We start from the raw sequence: 16,029 nt of genomic DNA, 5'->3' as shown, positions 1-16,029 counted from the left end.
GTCATGCGAACCGGGGGCGGATGATAGCACTCCTCGAGCCGCCTTGACGATGGCCGGCCGGCAGGATGAATAGAGCGCGCGCTGCGCCGCAGACGAGGGTCGAAGACAGAGTATGGCGACGAAGACCGAAAAAGAGGCGGGCGAACCGTTCTGGATGAGGCCCTTGGACGAATTGACGCGGCCGCAATGGGAGAAGCTCTGCGACGGGTGCGGGCGCTGCTGCCTGGTCAAGCTCGAGGATGAAGATAGTGGGGAAATCTATCATACGAGCGTCGGCTGCGACCTGTTGGACGGCGACACCGGACGTTGCCGCGACTACGCCGGCCGCCAGACCAAAGTGCCCGATTGCGTGCGCCTCACCCTGAAGGCGCTCGCCGGGATCGCCTGGCTGCCGCCGACCTGCGCCTATCGCCTGCGCGCCGAAGGCAAGCCGCTCCCCGAATGGCACCCGCTCTTGACCGGCGATCCGGCCAGCGTCCACGCTGCCGGCGTCTCCGTGCGCGGCCGCGTGGCGGCCCGCGAGCAGGAGGTGGAGACCGACGATCTTCCCAATTTCATCGTGCTGTGGCCCAAGCGCTGGCCGCGGCGCAAGAAGGGGCGGGCGGCGTGAGGCCTGCTTGCGACGTCTTCGATTTGATTATATTGCGGAAATTCGAGAGGGCGGCCACATGTCCAAACCCACGACGATGACCGTTCGCGTGAGCGGCGCGTTGAGCGATTTCATCGCCGCGAATGTGGGCGAGAACGGCGCCTATGAGAATGTCAGCGAATATATTCGCGATCTGATCCGCCGCGACAAGGAGCGCGCGGAGACAGCGGCCTTCGAGCGCTTGAAAGCCGAGCTCGCCCATGCCTTCGCCGCGCCGGAGGCGACCTACGCGCCGCTGACCGCGGCCGATGTGATCGCACGAAACCGGAGCTGACCGATTGGTCGCGCGGTCTGTTCGAGGCCTTCGACCGGATCGAGACGCATCGAGAGATGTCGCGGCCGGTTCCGGCGGAGTTCGGCGTGGACGGGTTTTTCTTTCGATATGAGCGGCATGTCGTCTATTGGCGAAGGCTGTCGAACGGTGACGTCGGCATTGTGACGATCCTGCACGAACGTATGCACCAGATCGACCGTTTTCGCGACGACTTCCGCGCCTGAGACGGTGTTATGAATTTATTCCTTGACAGCGGGACGATGGTCCTATAGACAAATCCCATGCTCCAGAATTGCGCTCGGGGCGAGGGGCTTCGCCCGAGACTGGACCGCGCGCCTTCAGGATCGCTCTTTCCGAGACATAGCGCGCGGCTTCCCCCGATCTCTTACGTAAACAGCCGAAAGCGAGCCTGAAGGCTCGCGGTCCGGGGCTTTCGTCCAATGGAGGCCGATGCATGGCGCAAAAGTCGGACGCGCGCTCGTGTGACATCGTCACACAGGCGAAGCTGCTCTATGACGCGGGCGTTACGCCGATCACGGAGGTGTGCGCGATGCTCGGCATGAGCGAGAGCGCGTTCCGCAGCTTTCGTGAAAGAGAGGGATGGCCGCTGCGGCCGTCGCCGATCAAGCGCAAGAGCGCCGCAGCGCCCCCCGCGCCGGAGCGACGGAGCGTCGCGCCGCCGCCGAGAGAGTCGCGCAGCCTCATCGCGCGGCTGGAGGAGGCGGTGGAGCGCGAGTTTCTGCGCGCCGAAACGGCGCTCGCGACATGCGGCGCCAAAGCGGCGCCCAAGACCATGGAGACGAGCGCGCGCGTGCTCGCCAGCCTGGTGCGCAGCTTGGCGGAATTGAAGCGGATGAATCGCGACGCCGGCGCGGCGCGAGCGGAGGACGGGCGTGATCGAGACGCTTTCGACGACGAGCCTCCCCGCCGATTGGCCGAACTCCGCGAGGAGCTTGCTCGCCGGCTCGAGCGCATGTGCGGCGAAGGGCCGGCTCGATGAGCTGATCGACGGATTTTCCGCGCGCGAGCTCGAAACGCTGCTCGCCGATTGGGAGTTTTGCGCGCGCGAGGATCAATGGCCGCCCTTGCTGGCGCCGGGGGGCGAGCCTTGGCGGGTCTGGCTGATATTGGGCGGACGCGGCGCCGGCAAGACGCGCGCCGGCGCCGAATGGGTGCGCGCCATCGCGCGCGGCCGGCCCCAATTTGCGACGCGGCCCTTGTCGCCGATCGCGCTCGTCGGCGAGAGCGCCGCGCATGTGCGCGATGTGATGATCGAAGGCGTCTCTGGAATTCTCGCGGCGCATCCGCGTAGCGAGCGGCCCTTGTGGGAGCCATCGCGCAAGCGGCTCACTTTCGACAATGGCGTCGTCGCGCAGGCTTTCTCGGCCGAAGATCCCGAGAGTTTGCGCGGCCCGCAATTTTCCGCCGCCTGGTGCGACGAGCTGGCGAAATGGCGCTATGCCGAGGAGAGCTGGGACATGCTGCAATTCGGGCTGAGATTGGGCGAATGGCCGCGCCAGCTCGTCACCACCACGCCGCGCCCCATTCCTTTGCTGAAGCGCCTGCTGAGCGAAGGCCGTGTCGTGACCACGCGCGCGACGACGCGGCAGAACGCCGCCAATCTCGCGCCATCCTTTCTCGAGAGCGTCGTCGCGCAATATGCCGGCACGCGATTGGGACGTCAGGAGCTCGACGGCGACATTGTCGAAGAGCGCGCCGACGCTCTGTGGTCGCGCGATATGCTGGAGGCGGCGCGCATTGTCGAGGCGCCGCCGATGGAGCGCATCGTCGTCGCCGTCGATCCGCCCGCTTCATCTGGCAAGCGCGCCGATCGCTGCGGCATCGTCGCGGCGGGCGTAGCGCGCGGCGTCGTGCATGTGCTCGAGGATGCTTCGCTCGAAGCCGCGAGGCCGGCGCAATGGGCGCGCGTCGCGGCGGCGCTCTATCATCGGCTCGAGGCCGATGTGTTGATCGCGGAAGTCAATCAAGGCGGCGAAATGGTGCGGGCCGTCATTCACGAGGCCGATCCTTCCGTCGCGATCAAGGATGTGCGCGCGACGCGCGGCAAATATTTGCGCGCGGCGCCGGTCGCACAGCTCTATGAGCAGGGCCGCGTGCGCCATGTCGGCGCCTTTGCGGCGCTGGAAGACGAAATGTGCGATTTCGGAACGAACGGACTATCGTCGGGACGCAGTCCCGATCGTCTGGATGCGCTGGTGTGGGCGGTGACCGCGCTGGCCTTGACGCCGCGCGCGGCCGCGCCGCGTATGCGGCGAGTATAAGTCTGAATTCACTTTATCGAACGCGTAAGTCGCCGCATTCCTTCCCCCGCTCGCCGAGCGGAGGGGGCCTCTTCCTCGAATGTCGAAGCCCTTTCGCTTTGCGTCGCGGCGAGGCGGCATCGCCCGCTTCGCTCGACCATTGATTTCGCCCTCTCGTTCATGGAGAAAAATCATGACTGACGCTGTCAAGAAACTCAAAGATCTGGGAGACGGGAGCTATGCCGATGTCGTCTCCACCGTCGATTGGCCCGGCCAATGGGATTATCTGGAAAACACCTACTCTGGAACGAATCTGACGCAGGCGGTCTATAAGATCGGCGGCTCGGGCGGAACGATCATCGGCACGCTGACGATGACCTATGACGCTTCCGGCAATCTCCTCACCGTGACGCGGAGCTGACGACATGGCTTGGCGACTGAATCCCTTTTCGGGAAAGATCGATTTCGCCGCGGAGGACCGCATCGTCGTGGCGGCGAACAACCCCCAGAAGCTGATGGACATCGGCTTGGACAATGTCGAAGCTGGCGCGCCTCCTTATCGCCTGCACTATTACGCCGCGCAGGTGGACGACGGCCCCGGCTCCGTCGACCCGCGCACATATTGGATTCACGATCTGATCTGGGGTTGGAACACCAATCCCGGCGGAGCGCGAATTCTTTCGGGCGAGCCTGCGTGGTATCTGCATCTCGAGTCGAAGTTCCGGCTCGGCCCTGGGCAAAATCCGTTCCAGAGCGAATTTCATCTCGCGATGACGACGCTCGGCGATCAGGTCCTCCGGCCGATCACGGTCGGCTGCGCGCATGACGGGTCGTATATCGCCCATGGCTTTCTGACCGACAGGATGCGATGGAGCCGGCACGACGACAGCATGATCATGCTGCTCGATGCGGGGCCGGGCGGAAAGGCGAACTGGCACTGGACCGATGTGTTCGTGACGGTCGGCTACAATGATGCGCCGTTCATGTATCAGATCAAGAACGGCGGCGGCGTCCGCGCTCTTCCCTATTACGACGGCGACAACGTCTATCAGATCGAAGGCCCGATCAAAATATCGGCGCTGTCGTCGCCTGCGACGGGCGCTGTCCTGTACAGCTTCGTCGCGCAGCAGCCGATGACCGCCGCATGGCTGCTGAACGGCTACCCTATCACCGGCAAAGTGTGGGGATTGAAGCATCAGTTCAACTCGACGCTCGAGGCCTGCGAGCTGCTCGAGCAACAGAATGCGACCGCGACCGCTCATGCGGTGAAGCAGTTGCAGACGGCAGGAGCCGGCTCCGGCGACCCGTTCACGCGCTATACGGTCGCCGGCGTCGTCGACTGGTCGACGGGAATCGACAATTCTGACGGCGATAAATTCAAAATCTCGCGCTCCAGCACGCTCGGCTCCGCCGACGTCGTCCAGAGCGATGGGACGACATTCGACTTCCTCGCGCCGCCGAAGCTGCCGAGCTTTGCAGTCGCGGCGTTGCCGTCCGCGGCGACGATCGGCGCCGGCGCCTGCGCATTCGCGACCGATCTCGACGGCGCGGCCTTCGCCTATGGCGCGGCGGCGGTCGGCGGCGGCTCGCGCGGCGGCAAGGTGTTCTCCGACGGCTCGATCTGGCGCGAGGGCTGACGCGAGGAGCGCGACGCCCCTCTCGCATCTCGATCGCGACGTCCAGACCCGTTTTTTCGCCAGGGCGGGTGCGAGCGCGTCGCGAGGGGGTTCGCCTCGCGACGCGCTCGAATTGCGCCGCCGGCGCGCTCTCGTCGCGTCGAAATTTCCCGAGCCGATCGATCGGACATCGTCATGGCCAATTTCCTCTCACGCCTGTTCGGCGCGAGCGCCTCCGCTCGCGCGCGCGAAGAAAAGGCCTCGCGCGCCGCCGCTACGCTCACACTGCATTCCATCGGCGCGCCGCAATGGACCGCACGCAATAATGTCGCGCTCACTCGCGCGGGCTATGAGCGCAACGCCGTTTGCTATCGCGCCGTGCGCATGGTGGCGGAAGGCTGCGCCTCCATTCCCTGGCTCGCCTATGAAGGGCGCGTCGAAAGTCCCGAGCATCCGCTGCTGCGACTGATCGAGCGGCCGAACCCGAGCGACACGAGCGTCTCCTTCATCGAGGCGCTCGTCTCCAATCTTCTGCTCTATGGAAACGCCTATGTGGAAGGCGCTTTCGTCGACGGTCTGCTGCGCGAGGCCTATTGCCTGCGCCCGGACCGCATGAGCGTCGTCGCCGGACGCAATGGCTGGCCCGCGGCCTATGTCTATTCCGCCGGCGGCGAGGGCGTGCGCTATGAGACGCAGGGGCGCGGCATAGAGCCGATCCTGCATATTCGTCTGTTCAATCCGCTCGACGACATTTATGGCTTCGCGCCGCTCGCCGCCGCGCAGACGGCGCTCGACACGCACAACGCCGCGAGCTTCTGGAACAAGGCGCTGCTCGACAATAGCGCGCGGCCTTCCGGCGCGCTGGTCTATGCGGGACCGGACGGCGCGCATTTGACCGACGAGCAATTCGAGCGCTTGAAGCAGGAACTCGAGGAGAATTTCTCCGGCGCCGTCAACGCCGGCCGCCCGCTGCTGCTGGAAGGCGGGCTCGATTGGAAGGCGCTGTCGCTCTCGCCCAAAGACATGGATTTTTCCGAGACGAAAGCCTCCGCCGCGCGGGAGATCGCGCTCGCCTTCGGCGTGCCGCCGCTGCTGATCGGCCTGCCGGGCGACAATACATTCCGCAATTACGAGGAAGCCAATCGCGCCTTCTGGCGCCAGACGATCATTCCGCTCGTGCGGCGCCTGCAGAAGGCGTTCCACGCCTGGGCGCAGCCGGGCTTTGCGCCCTTCCGCCTCGATTACGACGCCGACCGCATCGATGCGCTAGCGAAAGAGCGCGCGCTGGAGTGGAGCCGCATCGGCGGCGCCGCCTTCCTCACAGTCGACGAGCAGCGCGAGGCGGCGGGCTACGGCCCGATGGGCGGCCACGCGAAATATTCGCGGGATCAGCCGCGCGTTTCCGCAGGCTCGCCCGAGGGCGGGCAATGGACGAGCGGCGACGGGAGCGGCGGCGACCTCGCGCAGGTCGCGCTGAACACGATCGCCGGCGTCGTGAGTGATGCGGGTGGTCTCGTTACGCAGATCGCCGATTCCATCGATCTGCGGGACGAGGAGGCGAATGGCGGACACGCCATCAGCGAACATGTCGGCAAGAGCGATGAGTATTTGATACGGCGTCTCCAAAGCATGCGCTTTCAATTGGGTTTGATCGACCTCGCGCCGCGTGTCGGTTCGTTCCCTTCGCTCGACGCAGCGCAAAAACTCGTTAATTCGACGATCGCGCAAAATCAGGAAATTGTCGACCTCGTTGCGAGCGGCGAACTCGGCGTGACCGAAGCCAAACGGATCAATGGCTGGTTCAATTCGCCCACAGGTAAGGAAGCCTATGTCCCAAGCGTTCGGGGGCGGCCCGAAATTCGCGACACATGGGGCGTTGCCGTGGCCTTGAGGCACGATGTAACATCGCCGCGCGGATATAGAGTGCAATCCGCTTTCCCTGCCAACCGATAGAGCGCGCACATGACGGTCCCCGACGCCTTCAACGCTATCGCCAACTCCTTTCACCAAGACACATTTCTGTTTCATAACTCGTTGGACAGCGCGATACGTGGGAGCATCTCCGAGTTGACGCCCGAGCAGATGCGGATCGCGAAGGATTATCTCGACGAATTGTTGAGCGGAAAATATAGCCGCGAGCAGCTCATCGACATTTGGTCGAAGAGCCCCGCCGGATCCGGCGGCTTCGGCATGCCGAGCCCGGCAGATGGCTTTTTGAACCGGATACGCGCCGCACTCGAAGCGAAGCTTGAGGCGCTCGAGTCGGAATAGCTTTCGGCGAACGCTGGCTGATGAGTGCAAAGGGAGAGCTTCGCTGATCATTCCGCGCGCCGGCGTCGTGAGCGATGTGGGCGCCCTCTTGGTTGGGGACAGCAATGACGCTCGGTACTCCGTCGACCTGCTGGCGGAAGAAGGCTATGGTCACGCTATACGCAACCATGCCGGAAAAGAAGATGTAGACCTGATCGCTGCTTTGGAGAGCAAGCGAATTAGAATTGGTCTACCATTCATAGGCGTGATCGCCTATGAGCCGGCGGTGGGCTCGTTCGACTCTCGGGAAACCGCAAATGACCTCGTGAACCGAGTGATAGAGACGAACAAGGATCGCGTCGATTCTGTCGCCGAAGGACGACGCGATGAGTTGACGCTGCAGAGAATATTCGGATTTCGAACCGGAAAAGAGGCATTCTTGGAGAGCGGAACGTCGAAGCCGGTCGTTCGATGGACGTTCGGTGTCCGAGTCGTTCTTCATGCCGATCCGACCAGCGATCGAGGTTATCGGGTGCGGACCGCCTTTCCTGTCGACAGCAGATCAGGCCGATGAGCGCGAAAGGGGACGTGGATGAACATTCCTGAAGCATTCTCGGACCTGGCTGAGCGGTTCATGTTCGAAGTCGAAGAAGATATCCCGGAAGGACAGGACTATGTGGCCTATGCCATCGGTCATCTCGACGATCGCCAGAAGAAGGACGCCGAGCGATTTATCGACGGGCTGCTATGTCAGGAGCTTTCCGATCGAGAGTTGATCGACATTTGGTTTCGTGCGGGCGCCAGAATGGGCTTCGCCAAAGACGCCGATTACCGCGTTGTGTTGATAGAAGTCCGGCGCCGACTGCGGGGTGATTGAACGGCCCGGTGTGGAGCGCTCGGACGGCGCGCCGCGCGGCGCCCTCACCGGGGACGAGCGGCGCGAGGCCGCGGGCTATGGCCCGATGGGCAAGCGCGCGAAATATTCGCCGGATCAGCCGCGCGTTTCCGCCGGTTCGCCCGAGGGCGGGCAGTGGACGAGCGGCGACGGGAGCGGCGGCGGCGGCCTCGTGCAGGTCAGACATCTCACCGACGAGAAATTCGAGCGCTTGCGCCAGGAACTCGAGGAGAATTTCTCCGGCGCCGTCAACGCCGGGCGTCCGCTGCTGCTGGAAGGCGGGCTCGATTGGAAGGCGCTGTCGCTCTCGCCCAAGGACATGGATGTTTCCGAGACGAAAGCCTCCGCCGCGCGGGAGATCGCGCTCGCCTTCGGCGTGCCGCCGCTGCTGATCGGCCTGCCGGGCGACAATACATTCCGCAATTACGAGGAAGCCAATCGCGCCTTCTGGCGCCAGACGATCATTCCGCTCGTGCAGCGCTTGTAAAAGGCGTTTCACGCCTGGGCGCAGCCGGGCTTTTTGCCCTTCCGTCTCGATTACGACGCTGAACGCGATGCGCTCGCGAAGGAGCGCATCGCGTTCAGCGTCGCCGCATCGACAAAAAGTTCGAGCTTTGAACGAATCCCGGCGTAACGATCGCTCGCGCGAGTGGCCGGCGCGTCTTCCCGTCTGAAAGGCGCCCCATGTCCGAGATCGTCACCTCGATCATCGAGCGCGGCGATCTCGCCCATCTCGCGCTCTTCCTCTGGGCGAGCGCCGCCACTCTGTTCGCGCTGCGCGCCTTGCGCGAGCTCGGACGATCCACGCGGCGGCTCGACGCCTTCGTGCGCGAGCTCGCGCGCTTCAACCGCCGTTATGGGAGCGACTGAATGAGTGTGTCCGTCTTGCCTCTCCGCTTCGCGAAACGTCGCGCGCCGCGCAAGCCGCCGCGCCTCGAGCCCGAAATCGTGTTCAAGACTTTCGTGCGCGCATTGCAGCGCCTGCGTGAGCCGCCTCATGGCGGCGGCCCTGCCGCAATCGGCGCGGCGCGGGAGAAAGCCTGATGGACCGAGCACTGAAGCGCGACATTCACATAGCGCGCCCTCGGCTCGAGACGAAGCGCGCGCCGCTTCCCGCAGCGATCCGCGCCGATGGCGCATTCGAAGGCTACGCGAGTCTTTTCGGCCTGCGCGACACTTGCGGCGATATCGTCGAGCGCGGCGCCTTCGCCGCGAGCTTGCAGCGAAGCGGCGCGGAAGGGGTGAAGCTGCTCTGGCAGCACCGCGCCGAGGAGCCGATCGGCGTTTGGACGGAGATCGTCGAAGACGCGCGCGGCCTCAAAGTGCGCGGTCGACTCGATCTTTCCGTTGCGCGGGCGCGCGAGGCGCTATCGCTGATCGGCGCCGGCGCGCTCGACGGACTTTCGATCGGCTTTCGCACGCTGCGTGCGGCGAATGACCCCAAGAGCGGCGCACGGCGATTGCTCGAGCTCGATCTCATCGAGATATCGATCGTCACCTTTCCTGCGTTGCCGCAGGCGCGTATCGGCGCCGCGGCCGCGCCTTCCGCCGCAGAGCCACGCGATGCTGCTGCGGCGTTCGCCCAAAAGCTCGCGCGCCTGCGCATGTCGAGCGCCGCGCAGAGCTTCGAGACGACGCTGCGCCGCGCCGCGCTCGCGCTAGAGCGCCGCTCCGTGCGAGCCGGCGCTCATCCCCGAGCGACAGCCGACGCCTCGTCACTGCCCGTCTGAACGCCATCGCCGCGCGCTAATCGCCTCGCTTTGCCACTCGGCGCCGGACTGCCCGCGCATTCTGCGCGGCGCATCCCCGCGTCTTCCTGCCCGAAAGAAGAGGTTCCCTTCAATGTCGTCTCTCGAAACCAAGACGCTCTCCGGCGAGGAGGCGCTCGCCGATCTCCATCGCGCCTTCACCGCTTTCAAGGATACGAATGAAGAGCGCCTCGCGCAGATCGAGACGCGAATGGGCGTCGATGCGCTCACGGAAGAAAAATTGCAGCGAATCGATCGCGCGATCGACGAGACCAAGCGGCGCATCGATCGCGTGGCGCTCGATCTCTCGCGTCCGCGCCTCGCCGCGTCGTCGAGTGACGACGCGCCGGCGCGCGAGCACAAATCCGCATTCGCGCTCTATATGCGCAGCGGCGAAGCGGTCGGCCTGAAGGCGCTCGAATCGAAGGCGCTTTCGGCGGGCTCCGGCCCCGATGGCGGCTATCTCGTGCCGACGCCGGCGGAGCAGGAGATTTTGCGTCGTCTCACGCGCCTCTCGCCCATTCGCGCCATCGCCAGCGTGCGCGAGATTTCGACGCATTCGCTGCGCAAGGCCTATTCGACACAGGGCCCGGCCTCCGGCTGGGTGGCGGAGGCCGATCCGCGACCGCAGACCAGCAGCCAGCAGATCGTCGATCTCACTTTTCCGGCGATGGAGCTCTACGCTATGCCGGCGGCGACGCAGACATTGCTCGACGATTCCGCCATCGATGTGGAGCAATGGATCGCCGAGGAGGTGCAGACCGTTTTCGCCGAGCAGGAAGGCGCGGCTTTCGTGAGCGGCAATGGAACCGATAAGCCGAAAGGCTTTCTCGCCTATACGACGGTGGCGGACGCCAGCTGGACGTCGGGCAATATCGGCTATGTGGCGACGGGCGTCTCCGGCGGCTTCGCGGCGAGCAATCCGTCGGACGCTCTGTTCAATCTCGTCTATGCGCTGCGCGCCGGATATCGGCAGAACGGCAAATTCGTGCTCAATCGTCAGACCCAATCCACGATTCGCAAATTCAAGTCGTCGACCGGCGAATATCTCTGGGCGCCGCCCGCAACGCTCGATCAGCCGGCGTCGCTGCTGAATTTCCCGGTGGTCGAGGCCGAGGATATGCCGAATGTCGGCGCCGATAGCCTCTCCGTCGCTTTCGGCGATTTCGCGCGCGGCTATCTCGTCGTCGATCGGCTCGGCGTGCGCGTGCTGCGCGATCCTTATTCCGCCAAGCCCTATGTGCTCTTTTATACGACGAAGCGCGTCGGCGGAGGCGTGCAGGATTTCGAGGCCATCAAGCTCTTGAAATTCGGCGCCGCCTGAGGGTGTGACCGGCGCAATAGCGGGCGGCGAGCCGATCTCGCCGCTCGTATCTCGCCTCGTCGCCAATCAGGCATGGGACAAAGACATGATTCCCGATCTTCTCACAGGGCCGGGGTCGGAGCCCGTTTCGCTCGACGAGGTCAAAGCTTGGCTTCGGCTCGATTCCAGCGACGAAGACCAGCTGTTGTCTACGCTGATCGTCTCGGCGCGCATGACGCTAGAAGCCTATACGCGGCGCTTCTTCGTGACGCAGCGTTGGCGAATGCGGCTCGACGCATGGCCGGCGCAGACGCTGCGCCGTCGGACCTTGGCCATTCCATTCGCGCCTCTCTCGGCCGTGTCGGATATTCGCGTCTATGATTCATCCAATGTCGCGCAGACCGTCTCCCGCGAATCCTATCGTGCGGCGCCGACGCGCGAGGCCGGGCGGCTGGTGTTCCTCGAGCCGCCAGCGGAGCCGGGGCGCGCCTATGACGGAATCGAGATCGACATCGATGTGGGATATGGCGAAAGCGCCACGGATACGCCCGAGTCTTTGCGTCGCGCCATTCTGGCGCTCGTCGCGCACTGGCACGAAAATCGTGGAGACGCGGCGGAGACGGGCGCGGCTCTGCCGACGATCGTCCTGGCCTTGGCCAAGCCGTTTCGACGCGAGCGGCTGACATGAGCGCGCCGAAGATCGGCGAGTTGCGCCTGCGCATGGGCCTCGAAGCGCCGGTCGACACGCCGGACGACAGCGGCGCGATGACGCGCAGCTATGTGACGATCGCCGACGTCTGGACGAAATTGACGCCGCTCTCCGGCGAAGCGCGCTTCGTCGAGGAGAGGCAGGAGCAAGTGCTCGAATGGCTAGCGCAGCTCCGGTGGCGCGCCGATGTGGCGAGCGAGATGCGGCTCGTCGCCGGCGGGCGCAGGCTGCGCGTCCTAGCCGTCTATGATCCGGACGGACGGCGCCGCTTTCTGTGGTGCCGCTGCGAGGAGATCGCATGAGGGGACCCGAATGAGCCGATCGCCGATCATCGTTCTGCGCCGCGTGATTCGCGCCTGCCTGGCGAGCGACGCCACTCTCGTCGCAGCGCTCGGCGGCGCGAAAATCTACGACGAGGCGCCGCGCGGCGCCGAAGCTCCCTATCTGCTGTTCGCCGAGGCGTCACTGCGCGACTGGTCGACCACCGGCAGTCGTGGAGCCGAGCAAATCTTTACTGTCTCGGTCGTCTCGATCGAGCGTGGCGTGGCGCAGGCGCTCACGATCGGCGAGCAGATCGTCGCGCTGCTCGACGAGGCGCCGCTCATTCTCGATGGGCATCATCTCGTCGATCTGCGTCATCAGGCGAGCGAGACGCGGCGTGAGCGCAATGGTCGCTTCGCGCGGGTCGATCTGCGCTTTCGCGCGACCACCGAATCTCTCTAGCCTCAACGATAGATATTCTGGAGCCATCGCATGTCCGCACAAAAGGGCAAAGATCTGCTTTTGAAGGTCGATGACGGCAGTGGAGCCTTCATTTCCGTCGCCGGCCTGCGCACGCGGCGACTTTCGCTGAACGCCGAGGCCGTCGATGTCACCGACGCGGAATCGAGCGGACGCTGGCGTGAATTGCTGGACGGCGCCGGCGTGAAGCGCGCGAGCCTCGCCGGGACCGGAATTTTCAAGGATCAGGCTTCGGACGGTCTCATTCGGCAGCTCTTCTTCGACGGCGTGCTGCGCCAATGGAAACTCGTGGTCCCCGATTTCGGCGTCATGACGGGTTCGTTCCAAATCACGAGCCTCGACTATCGCGGCGAACACAATGCCGAAATGACCTTCGACATCGCGCTCGAATCCGCGAGCGCGATCTCTTTCACGCCGGCGTGAGGCTCTCTTCATGGCCAATCGGAAACGCGGCGACGTCGAGGCGACGCTGGACGGAGAGACCTATCGTCTCTGCCTCACGCTCGGAGCGCTCGCCGAGCTCGAGAGCGGGTTCGGCGTCGACGATCTCGTCGCGCTCGCGGAACGTTTCGAAGCGCGCCGCCTTTCGGCGCGTGATCTCATTCGCGTCATCGGATGCGGATTGCGCGGCGCAGGATATGAAATGAGCGACGACGAGGTCGCGCGCATGACCGTCGCCGCGGGCCTCGGCGATTATGTGAAAATCGTCGCAGATCTATTGGCCGCGACTTTCGGAGATGGCGGCGACGCAAACCCTCCGCCGCCGCGGGACACGAGCGGATGAGGCCTCGGCCCTTTCCTTGGGCGCGGGCCATGGCCTTCGGTCTCGGCGTGCTGCGCCTCGCGCCGCGCGACTTCTGGGCGATGACGCCGCGTGAATTGGCCTGCGCGGCCGAAGGCGTCTATGGCCGCGCCGTCGGCGCGCCGTCGCGCGACGCTTTGACGGCGCTGATGCGCGCGTTTCCCGATGGAGACGAAAAGTGACCGACTCGACCAGCAGCGAAAATGGCGCGCAACTCTCCTTCGATCCGTCCTTTCATGCGCTCGATCTAAAGACGACGAAAGCGCTGTTGCAAGACATAAATGTCGCCGCCGCTTCGGCGACGAAGACATTGTCCAGCGGGCTCGCCGGCGCGGCGGCGAATGGCAAGAGCTTCGACGCGACGCTCGCCTCCATCGCGCGTTCGCTCGCCGAGCTCGGCGTCGGCGCCGGAACGCAGGCGTTGACGCGAGGCCTGACGAGCGGACTGAGCGGATTGCTCTCGGGCGCCTTCGGGACGGGAGGCGGCGCTTCGGTGGCGCCATTCGCAGAGGGCGGCGTCGTCGCCAGTCCGACATTCTTCGGCGCGAATGGGGCCGTCGGACTCATGGGCGAGCGCGGGGCCGAGGCGATCATGCCGTTGGCGCGCGGGCCGGATGGACGGCTCGGCGTGTCGATGCAAGGCGCGCAACAATCCGTCGCCGTGACCGTCAATATCGCTGCGCAGGACGTCGACAGCTTTCGGCGTTCCGAAGGGCAGATCACCGCGGCTTTGGCGCGCGCGGTGGCGCGTGGCCGGCGCAATATTTGAGGATGAGGCGCCATGACGGATTTTCACGAGACGCGCTTTCCGCTGGACATATCGCTGAATGGACGTGGGGGGCCGGAACGCCGTACCGATGTGATCACGCTCGGCTCCAATCGCGAGTCGCGCAATGCGCGATGGGCGCACTCACGCCGACGTTACGAGGCGGGCTATGGGGTAAAATCGCTGGCGCAGCTCGCCGCGGTGATCGAATTCTTCGAGGAGCGGCGCGGTCGGCTGTTCGGCTTTCGCTGGCGTGATCGCGCCGATTTTTCCTCCGCGCGATCGGGCGGAGCGGTTTCGGCGAGCGATCAGACGCTCGGCGTCGGCGATGGCGCACGCACGCAATTTCAGCTGCTCAAGACCTATGGCGAGAGCTTCGCGCCTTATGCGCGCGTCATCGCCAAGCCGGTCGCAGACAGCGTTCGCGTCGCTGTCTCCGGCGTCGAAAAGACGTGTGGCGTCGATTTCGGCGTCGATACGACGAGCGGCGTCGTGACTTTCGCGCCTTCGGCGGTTCCGCCGACAGGAGCCGTGGTGACGGCCGGATTTCTCTTCGATGTGCCCGCGCGATTCGATGAGGACTATCTCGAAATCAACGTCTCCTCCTTCGAGGCCGGCGCGATTCCGAAAATTCCGATCATCGAAATCGTTCCTTGAACGAAAGGAGCCTTCATGCGTTCGCCCTCGACCGCCATGCGGGAGCGTCTCGACGCTTCGGCTTCGACCTTCTGCAATTGCTGGCGCCTCGCGCGCAAGGATGGGACGATCGAGGGATTTACCGATCATGATCGCGATCTTTCATTCGGCGGCGTGACCTATCGCGCCGCGTCCGGCCTCACGGCGACGCAAATCGAGGCGAGCGTCGGTCTCGCGGTCGGGAGCGGCGAGGTGGTCGGCGCATTGCAATCGGACGGTCTTTGTGAGCGCGATCTGGCGGGCGGGCTCTATGACGGCGCAGGTGTGGAGATATGGCTCGTCGATTGGCGCGACGCCGACAATCGACTGCTTCTCGATGCGACCACGATCGGCGAGGTGACGCGCAGCGAATTCGCCTTCCGCGCCGAATTGCGGTCGCTCGCGCATCTCTTCGACGAGACGCGCGGCGAAAGCTTCCAGCGCGGCTGTTCCGCCGATCTCGGCGACGCGCGTTGCAAGGTCGATCTCGGCGCTGCGTCGTTTCACACGACGGGCGTCGTGCTGGCGCTCGCTCATCTGGCGCTCGCTCATGGCGCGATCATCGCGGGCCTGGCGAGCGAATTCGCCGATGAGTTTTTCACCGGCGGCTCGCTGACTTTCACGAGCGGCGCCAATGCCGGCGCGCGCGTCACGGTAAAGTCGCATCGGCGCTCTGGCGAAAACGCCGGGATAGCCTTGTGGTCCCAGCTCGCGGGGCCCGTCGCTTCGGGCGATACTTTCGCGATCGTGGCGGGATGCGACAAGAGCGCGGCGAGCTGCGAGCGGAAATTTTCCAATATCGTCAATTTTCGCGGCTTTCCGCATATGCCGGGCAATGATGTGGTGATGTCTTATCCGAGCTCGCTGGCGCCGTCGATGGACGGCGGGAGCTTTTTCGAGTGAGCGGGCTCGCGCGCGCGGCGATCGTGTCGGAGGCGCGGCGCTGGATCGCGACGCCCTATCGTCATCAGGCGTCGCTCATTCATATCGGTTGCGATTGCCTCGGGCTGGTGCGCGGCGTGTGGCGCGCGCTCGTCGGGCCGGAGCCGGTGGAGGCGCCGCCATATTCGCCCGATTGGGCGGAGGCGGAAGGCGAGGAGAGGTTGGCGCTCGCCGCCCATCGGCATTTTTCGTTTGTCGAGCGAGAGGGATTTCGCGCGGGCGACGTTCTGCTGTTTCGCTTCAAAGCGCATTTGCCGGCGCAGCATCTCGGCATAGCGACGAGCGCCACGCATATGGTCCATGCGCATGGCGGCGCCTGTGTCGCCGAGGCGCCGATCGGAGCATGGCGCAAAAGATTGGTCGGCGCCTTCGCCTTTCCCGGCGTCACAGACTGAGCT

General features: G+C 64.8%; 25 protein-coding genes and 2 pseudogenes. All 27 read left to right on the top strand.

The window, feature by feature from the left end; genetic code table 11:
- Window positions 1-112: 112 nt before the first annotated feature.
- The 27 genes and pseudogenes from KP010_RS03760 (at window position 113) to KP010_RS03635 (ending at window position 16,026) form a co-directional block, all read left to right on the top strand.
- Window positions 113-610: a YcgN family cysteine cluster protein gene (locus tag KP010_RS03760; RefSeq protein ID WP_142863487.1), complete on the top strand. Its 498-nt coding sequence runs from the start codon at window positions 113-115 to the stop codon at window positions 608-610.
- A gap of 58 nt (window positions 611-668) precedes the next feature.
- On the top strand, window positions 669-923 hold the full coding sequence (locus KP010_RS03755) for an addiction module antitoxin (protein ID WP_142863486.1): 255 nt from the start codon (window positions 669-671) through the stop codon (window positions 921-923).
- 56 nt (window positions 924-979) lie between these two features.
- Entirely contained in the window at window positions 980-1,147 is a 168-nt protein-coding gene (locus tag KP010_RS03750; protein WP_216280435.1) for a hypothetical protein, read from the top strand.
- A 230-nt stretch (window positions 1,148-1,377) separates the two neighbouring features.
- Window positions 1,378-1,923 carry a hypothetical protein gene (locus KP010_RS03745; protein WP_142863485.1) on the top strand — a complete coding sequence of 182 codons (546 nt, stop codon included), beginning with the start codon at window positions 1,378-1,380 and terminating at the stop codon, window positions 1,921-1,923.
- 1 nt (window position 1,924) lies between these two features.
- Entirely contained in the window at window positions 1,925-3,205 is a 1,281-nt protein-coding gene (locus KP010_RS03740; RefSeq protein ID WP_246659904.1) for a DNA-packaging protein, read from the top strand.
- 172 nt (window positions 3,206-3,377) lie between these two features.
- Window positions 3,378-3,605, top strand: coding sequence for a hypothetical protein (locus KP010_RS03735; RefSeq protein ID WP_142863483.1), 228 nt, complete (start codon window positions 3,378-3,380; stop codon window positions 3,603-3,605).
- Between the two features lie 4 nt (window positions 3,606-3,609).
- Window positions 3,610-4,821, top strand: a complete 1,212-nt coding sequence (locus KP010_RS03730; RefSeq protein WP_142863482.1) for a hypothetical protein — start codon at window positions 3,610-3,612, stop codon at window positions 4,819-4,821.
- 174 nt (window positions 4,822-4,995) lie between these two features.
- Window positions 4,996-6,168, top strand: a pseudogene (locus tag KP010_RS03725) (phage portal protein); the annotation flags it as partial.
- Window positions 6,160-6,753 (top strand): RNase A-like domain-containing protein, encoded by a 594-nt coding sequence (locus tag KP010_RS22595; protein ID WP_246659903.1) that lies wholly within the window; start codon window positions 6,160-6,162, stop codon window positions 6,751-6,753. The pseudogene KP010_RS03725 and the gene KP010_RS22595, both read left to right, overlap by 9 nt.
- Window positions 6,754-6,762: 9 nt before the next feature.
- Entirely contained in the window at window positions 6,763-7,071 is a 309-nt protein-coding gene (locus tag KP010_RS03720; protein ID WP_142863481.1) for a hypothetical protein, read from the top strand.
- 67 nt (window positions 7,072-7,138) lie between these two features.
- Window positions 7,139-7,624: an RNase A-like domain-containing protein gene (locus KP010_RS03715; RefSeq protein ID WP_246659900.1), complete on the top strand. Its 486-nt coding sequence runs from the start codon at window positions 7,139-7,141 to the stop codon at window positions 7,622-7,624.
- Between the two features lie 18 nt (window positions 7,625-7,642).
- Window positions 7,643-7,927, top strand: a complete 285-nt coding sequence (locus KP010_RS03710; protein WP_142863480.1) for a hypothetical protein — start codon at window positions 7,643-7,645, stop codon at window positions 7,925-7,927.
- 202 nt (window positions 7,928-8,129) lie between these two features.
- Window positions 8,130-8,579 (top strand): annotated as a pseudogene (locus KP010_RS03705) (phage portal protein); the annotation flags it as partial.
- A 50-nt stretch (window positions 8,580-8,629) separates the two neighbouring features.
- Window positions 8,630-8,815 carry a hypothetical protein gene (locus tag KP010_RS03700; protein WP_108916298.1) on the top strand — a complete coding sequence of 62 codons (186 nt, stop codon included), beginning with the start codon at window positions 8,630-8,632 and terminating at the stop codon, window positions 8,813-8,815.
- Complete coding sequence (locus KP010_RS03695) at window positions 8,816-8,989, top strand: hypothetical protein (RefSeq protein ID WP_158271766.1); 174 nt, start codon at window positions 8,816-8,818, stop codon at window positions 8,987-8,989.
- Window positions 8,989-9,675, top strand: a complete 687-nt coding sequence (locus KP010_RS03690; protein WP_216280434.1) for an HK97 family phage prohead protease — start codon at window positions 8,989-8,991, stop codon at window positions 9,673-9,675. Before KP010_RS03695 ends, KP010_RS03690 begins: the two co-directional genes overlap by 1 nt.
- Before the next feature lie 112 nt (window positions 9,676-9,787).
- Window positions 9,788-11,017 carry a phage major capsid protein gene (locus tag KP010_RS03685; protein ID WP_216280433.1) on the top strand — a complete coding sequence of 410 codons (1,230 nt, stop codon included), beginning with the start codon at window positions 9,788-9,790 and terminating at the stop codon, window positions 11,015-11,017.
- A 4-nt stretch (window positions 11,018-11,021) separates the two neighbouring features.
- Window positions 11,022-11,684, top strand: coding sequence for a head-tail connector protein (locus tag KP010_RS03680; protein WP_371824187.1), 663 nt, complete (start codon window positions 11,022-11,024; stop codon window positions 11,682-11,684).
- Entirely contained in the window at window positions 11,681-12,007 is a 327-nt protein-coding gene (locus tag KP010_RS03675) for a phage head closure protein (protein WP_216280432.1), read from the top strand. The genes KP010_RS03680 and KP010_RS03675 overlap by 4 nt, the downstream gene beginning before the upstream one ends.
- Before the next feature lie 10 nt (window positions 12,008-12,017).
- Entirely contained in the window at window positions 12,018-12,428 is a 411-nt protein-coding gene (locus KP010_RS03670) for a DUF3168 domain-containing protein (protein WP_216280431.1), read from the top strand.
- 30 nt (window positions 12,429-12,458) lie between these two features.
- Window positions 12,459-12,869: a phage major tail protein, TP901-1 family gene (locus KP010_RS03665; protein ID WP_108916302.1), complete on the top strand. Its 411-nt coding sequence runs from the start codon at window positions 12,459-12,461 to the stop codon at window positions 12,867-12,869.
- A 10-nt stretch (window positions 12,870-12,879) separates the two neighbouring features.
- Window positions 12,880-13,230 (top strand): gene transfer agent family protein, encoded by a 351-nt coding sequence (locus tag KP010_RS03660; protein ID WP_216280430.1) that lies wholly within the window; start codon window positions 12,880-12,882, stop codon window positions 13,228-13,230.
- Entirely contained in the window at window positions 13,227-13,430 is a 204-nt protein-coding gene (locus tag KP010_RS03655; RefSeq protein WP_216280429.1) for a rcc01693 family protein, read from the top strand. Before KP010_RS03660 ends, KP010_RS03655 begins: the two co-directional genes overlap by 4 nt.
- Window positions 13,427-14,017 (top strand): phage tail tape measure protein, encoded by a 591-nt coding sequence (locus KP010_RS03650; RefSeq protein ID WP_142863901.1) that lies wholly within the window; start codon window positions 13,427-13,429, stop codon window positions 14,015-14,017. The genes KP010_RS03655 and KP010_RS03650 overlap by 4 nt, the downstream gene beginning before the upstream one ends.
- 12 nt (window positions 14,018-14,029) lie before the next feature.
- Window positions 14,030-14,671 (top strand): DUF2460 domain-containing protein, encoded by a 642-nt coding sequence (locus tag KP010_RS03645; RefSeq protein WP_216280428.1) that lies wholly within the window; start codon window positions 14,030-14,032, stop codon window positions 14,669-14,671.
- A 15-nt stretch (window positions 14,672-14,686) separates the two neighbouring features.
- Window positions 14,687-15,592, top strand: coding sequence for a DUF2163 domain-containing protein (locus KP010_RS03640; RefSeq protein WP_216280427.1), 906 nt, complete (start codon window positions 14,687-14,689; stop codon window positions 15,590-15,592).
- A complete protein-coding gene (locus KP010_RS03635) occupies window positions 15,589-16,026 on the top strand; it encodes an NlpC/P60 family protein (protein ID WP_216280426.1) in 438 nt (145 codons plus the stop codon). Before KP010_RS03640 ends, KP010_RS03635 begins: the two co-directional genes overlap by 4 nt.
- Window positions 16,027-16,029: the final 3 nt, after the last annotated feature.

The organism is Methylosinus sp. KRF6, from assembly GCF_018887255.1.
Classification (GTDB): Bacteria; Pseudomonadota; Alphaproteobacteria; order Rhizobiales; family Beijerinckiaceae; genus Methylosinus; species Methylosinus sporium.
This window is presented reverse-complemented; position numbering and strand designations above follow the sequence as displayed.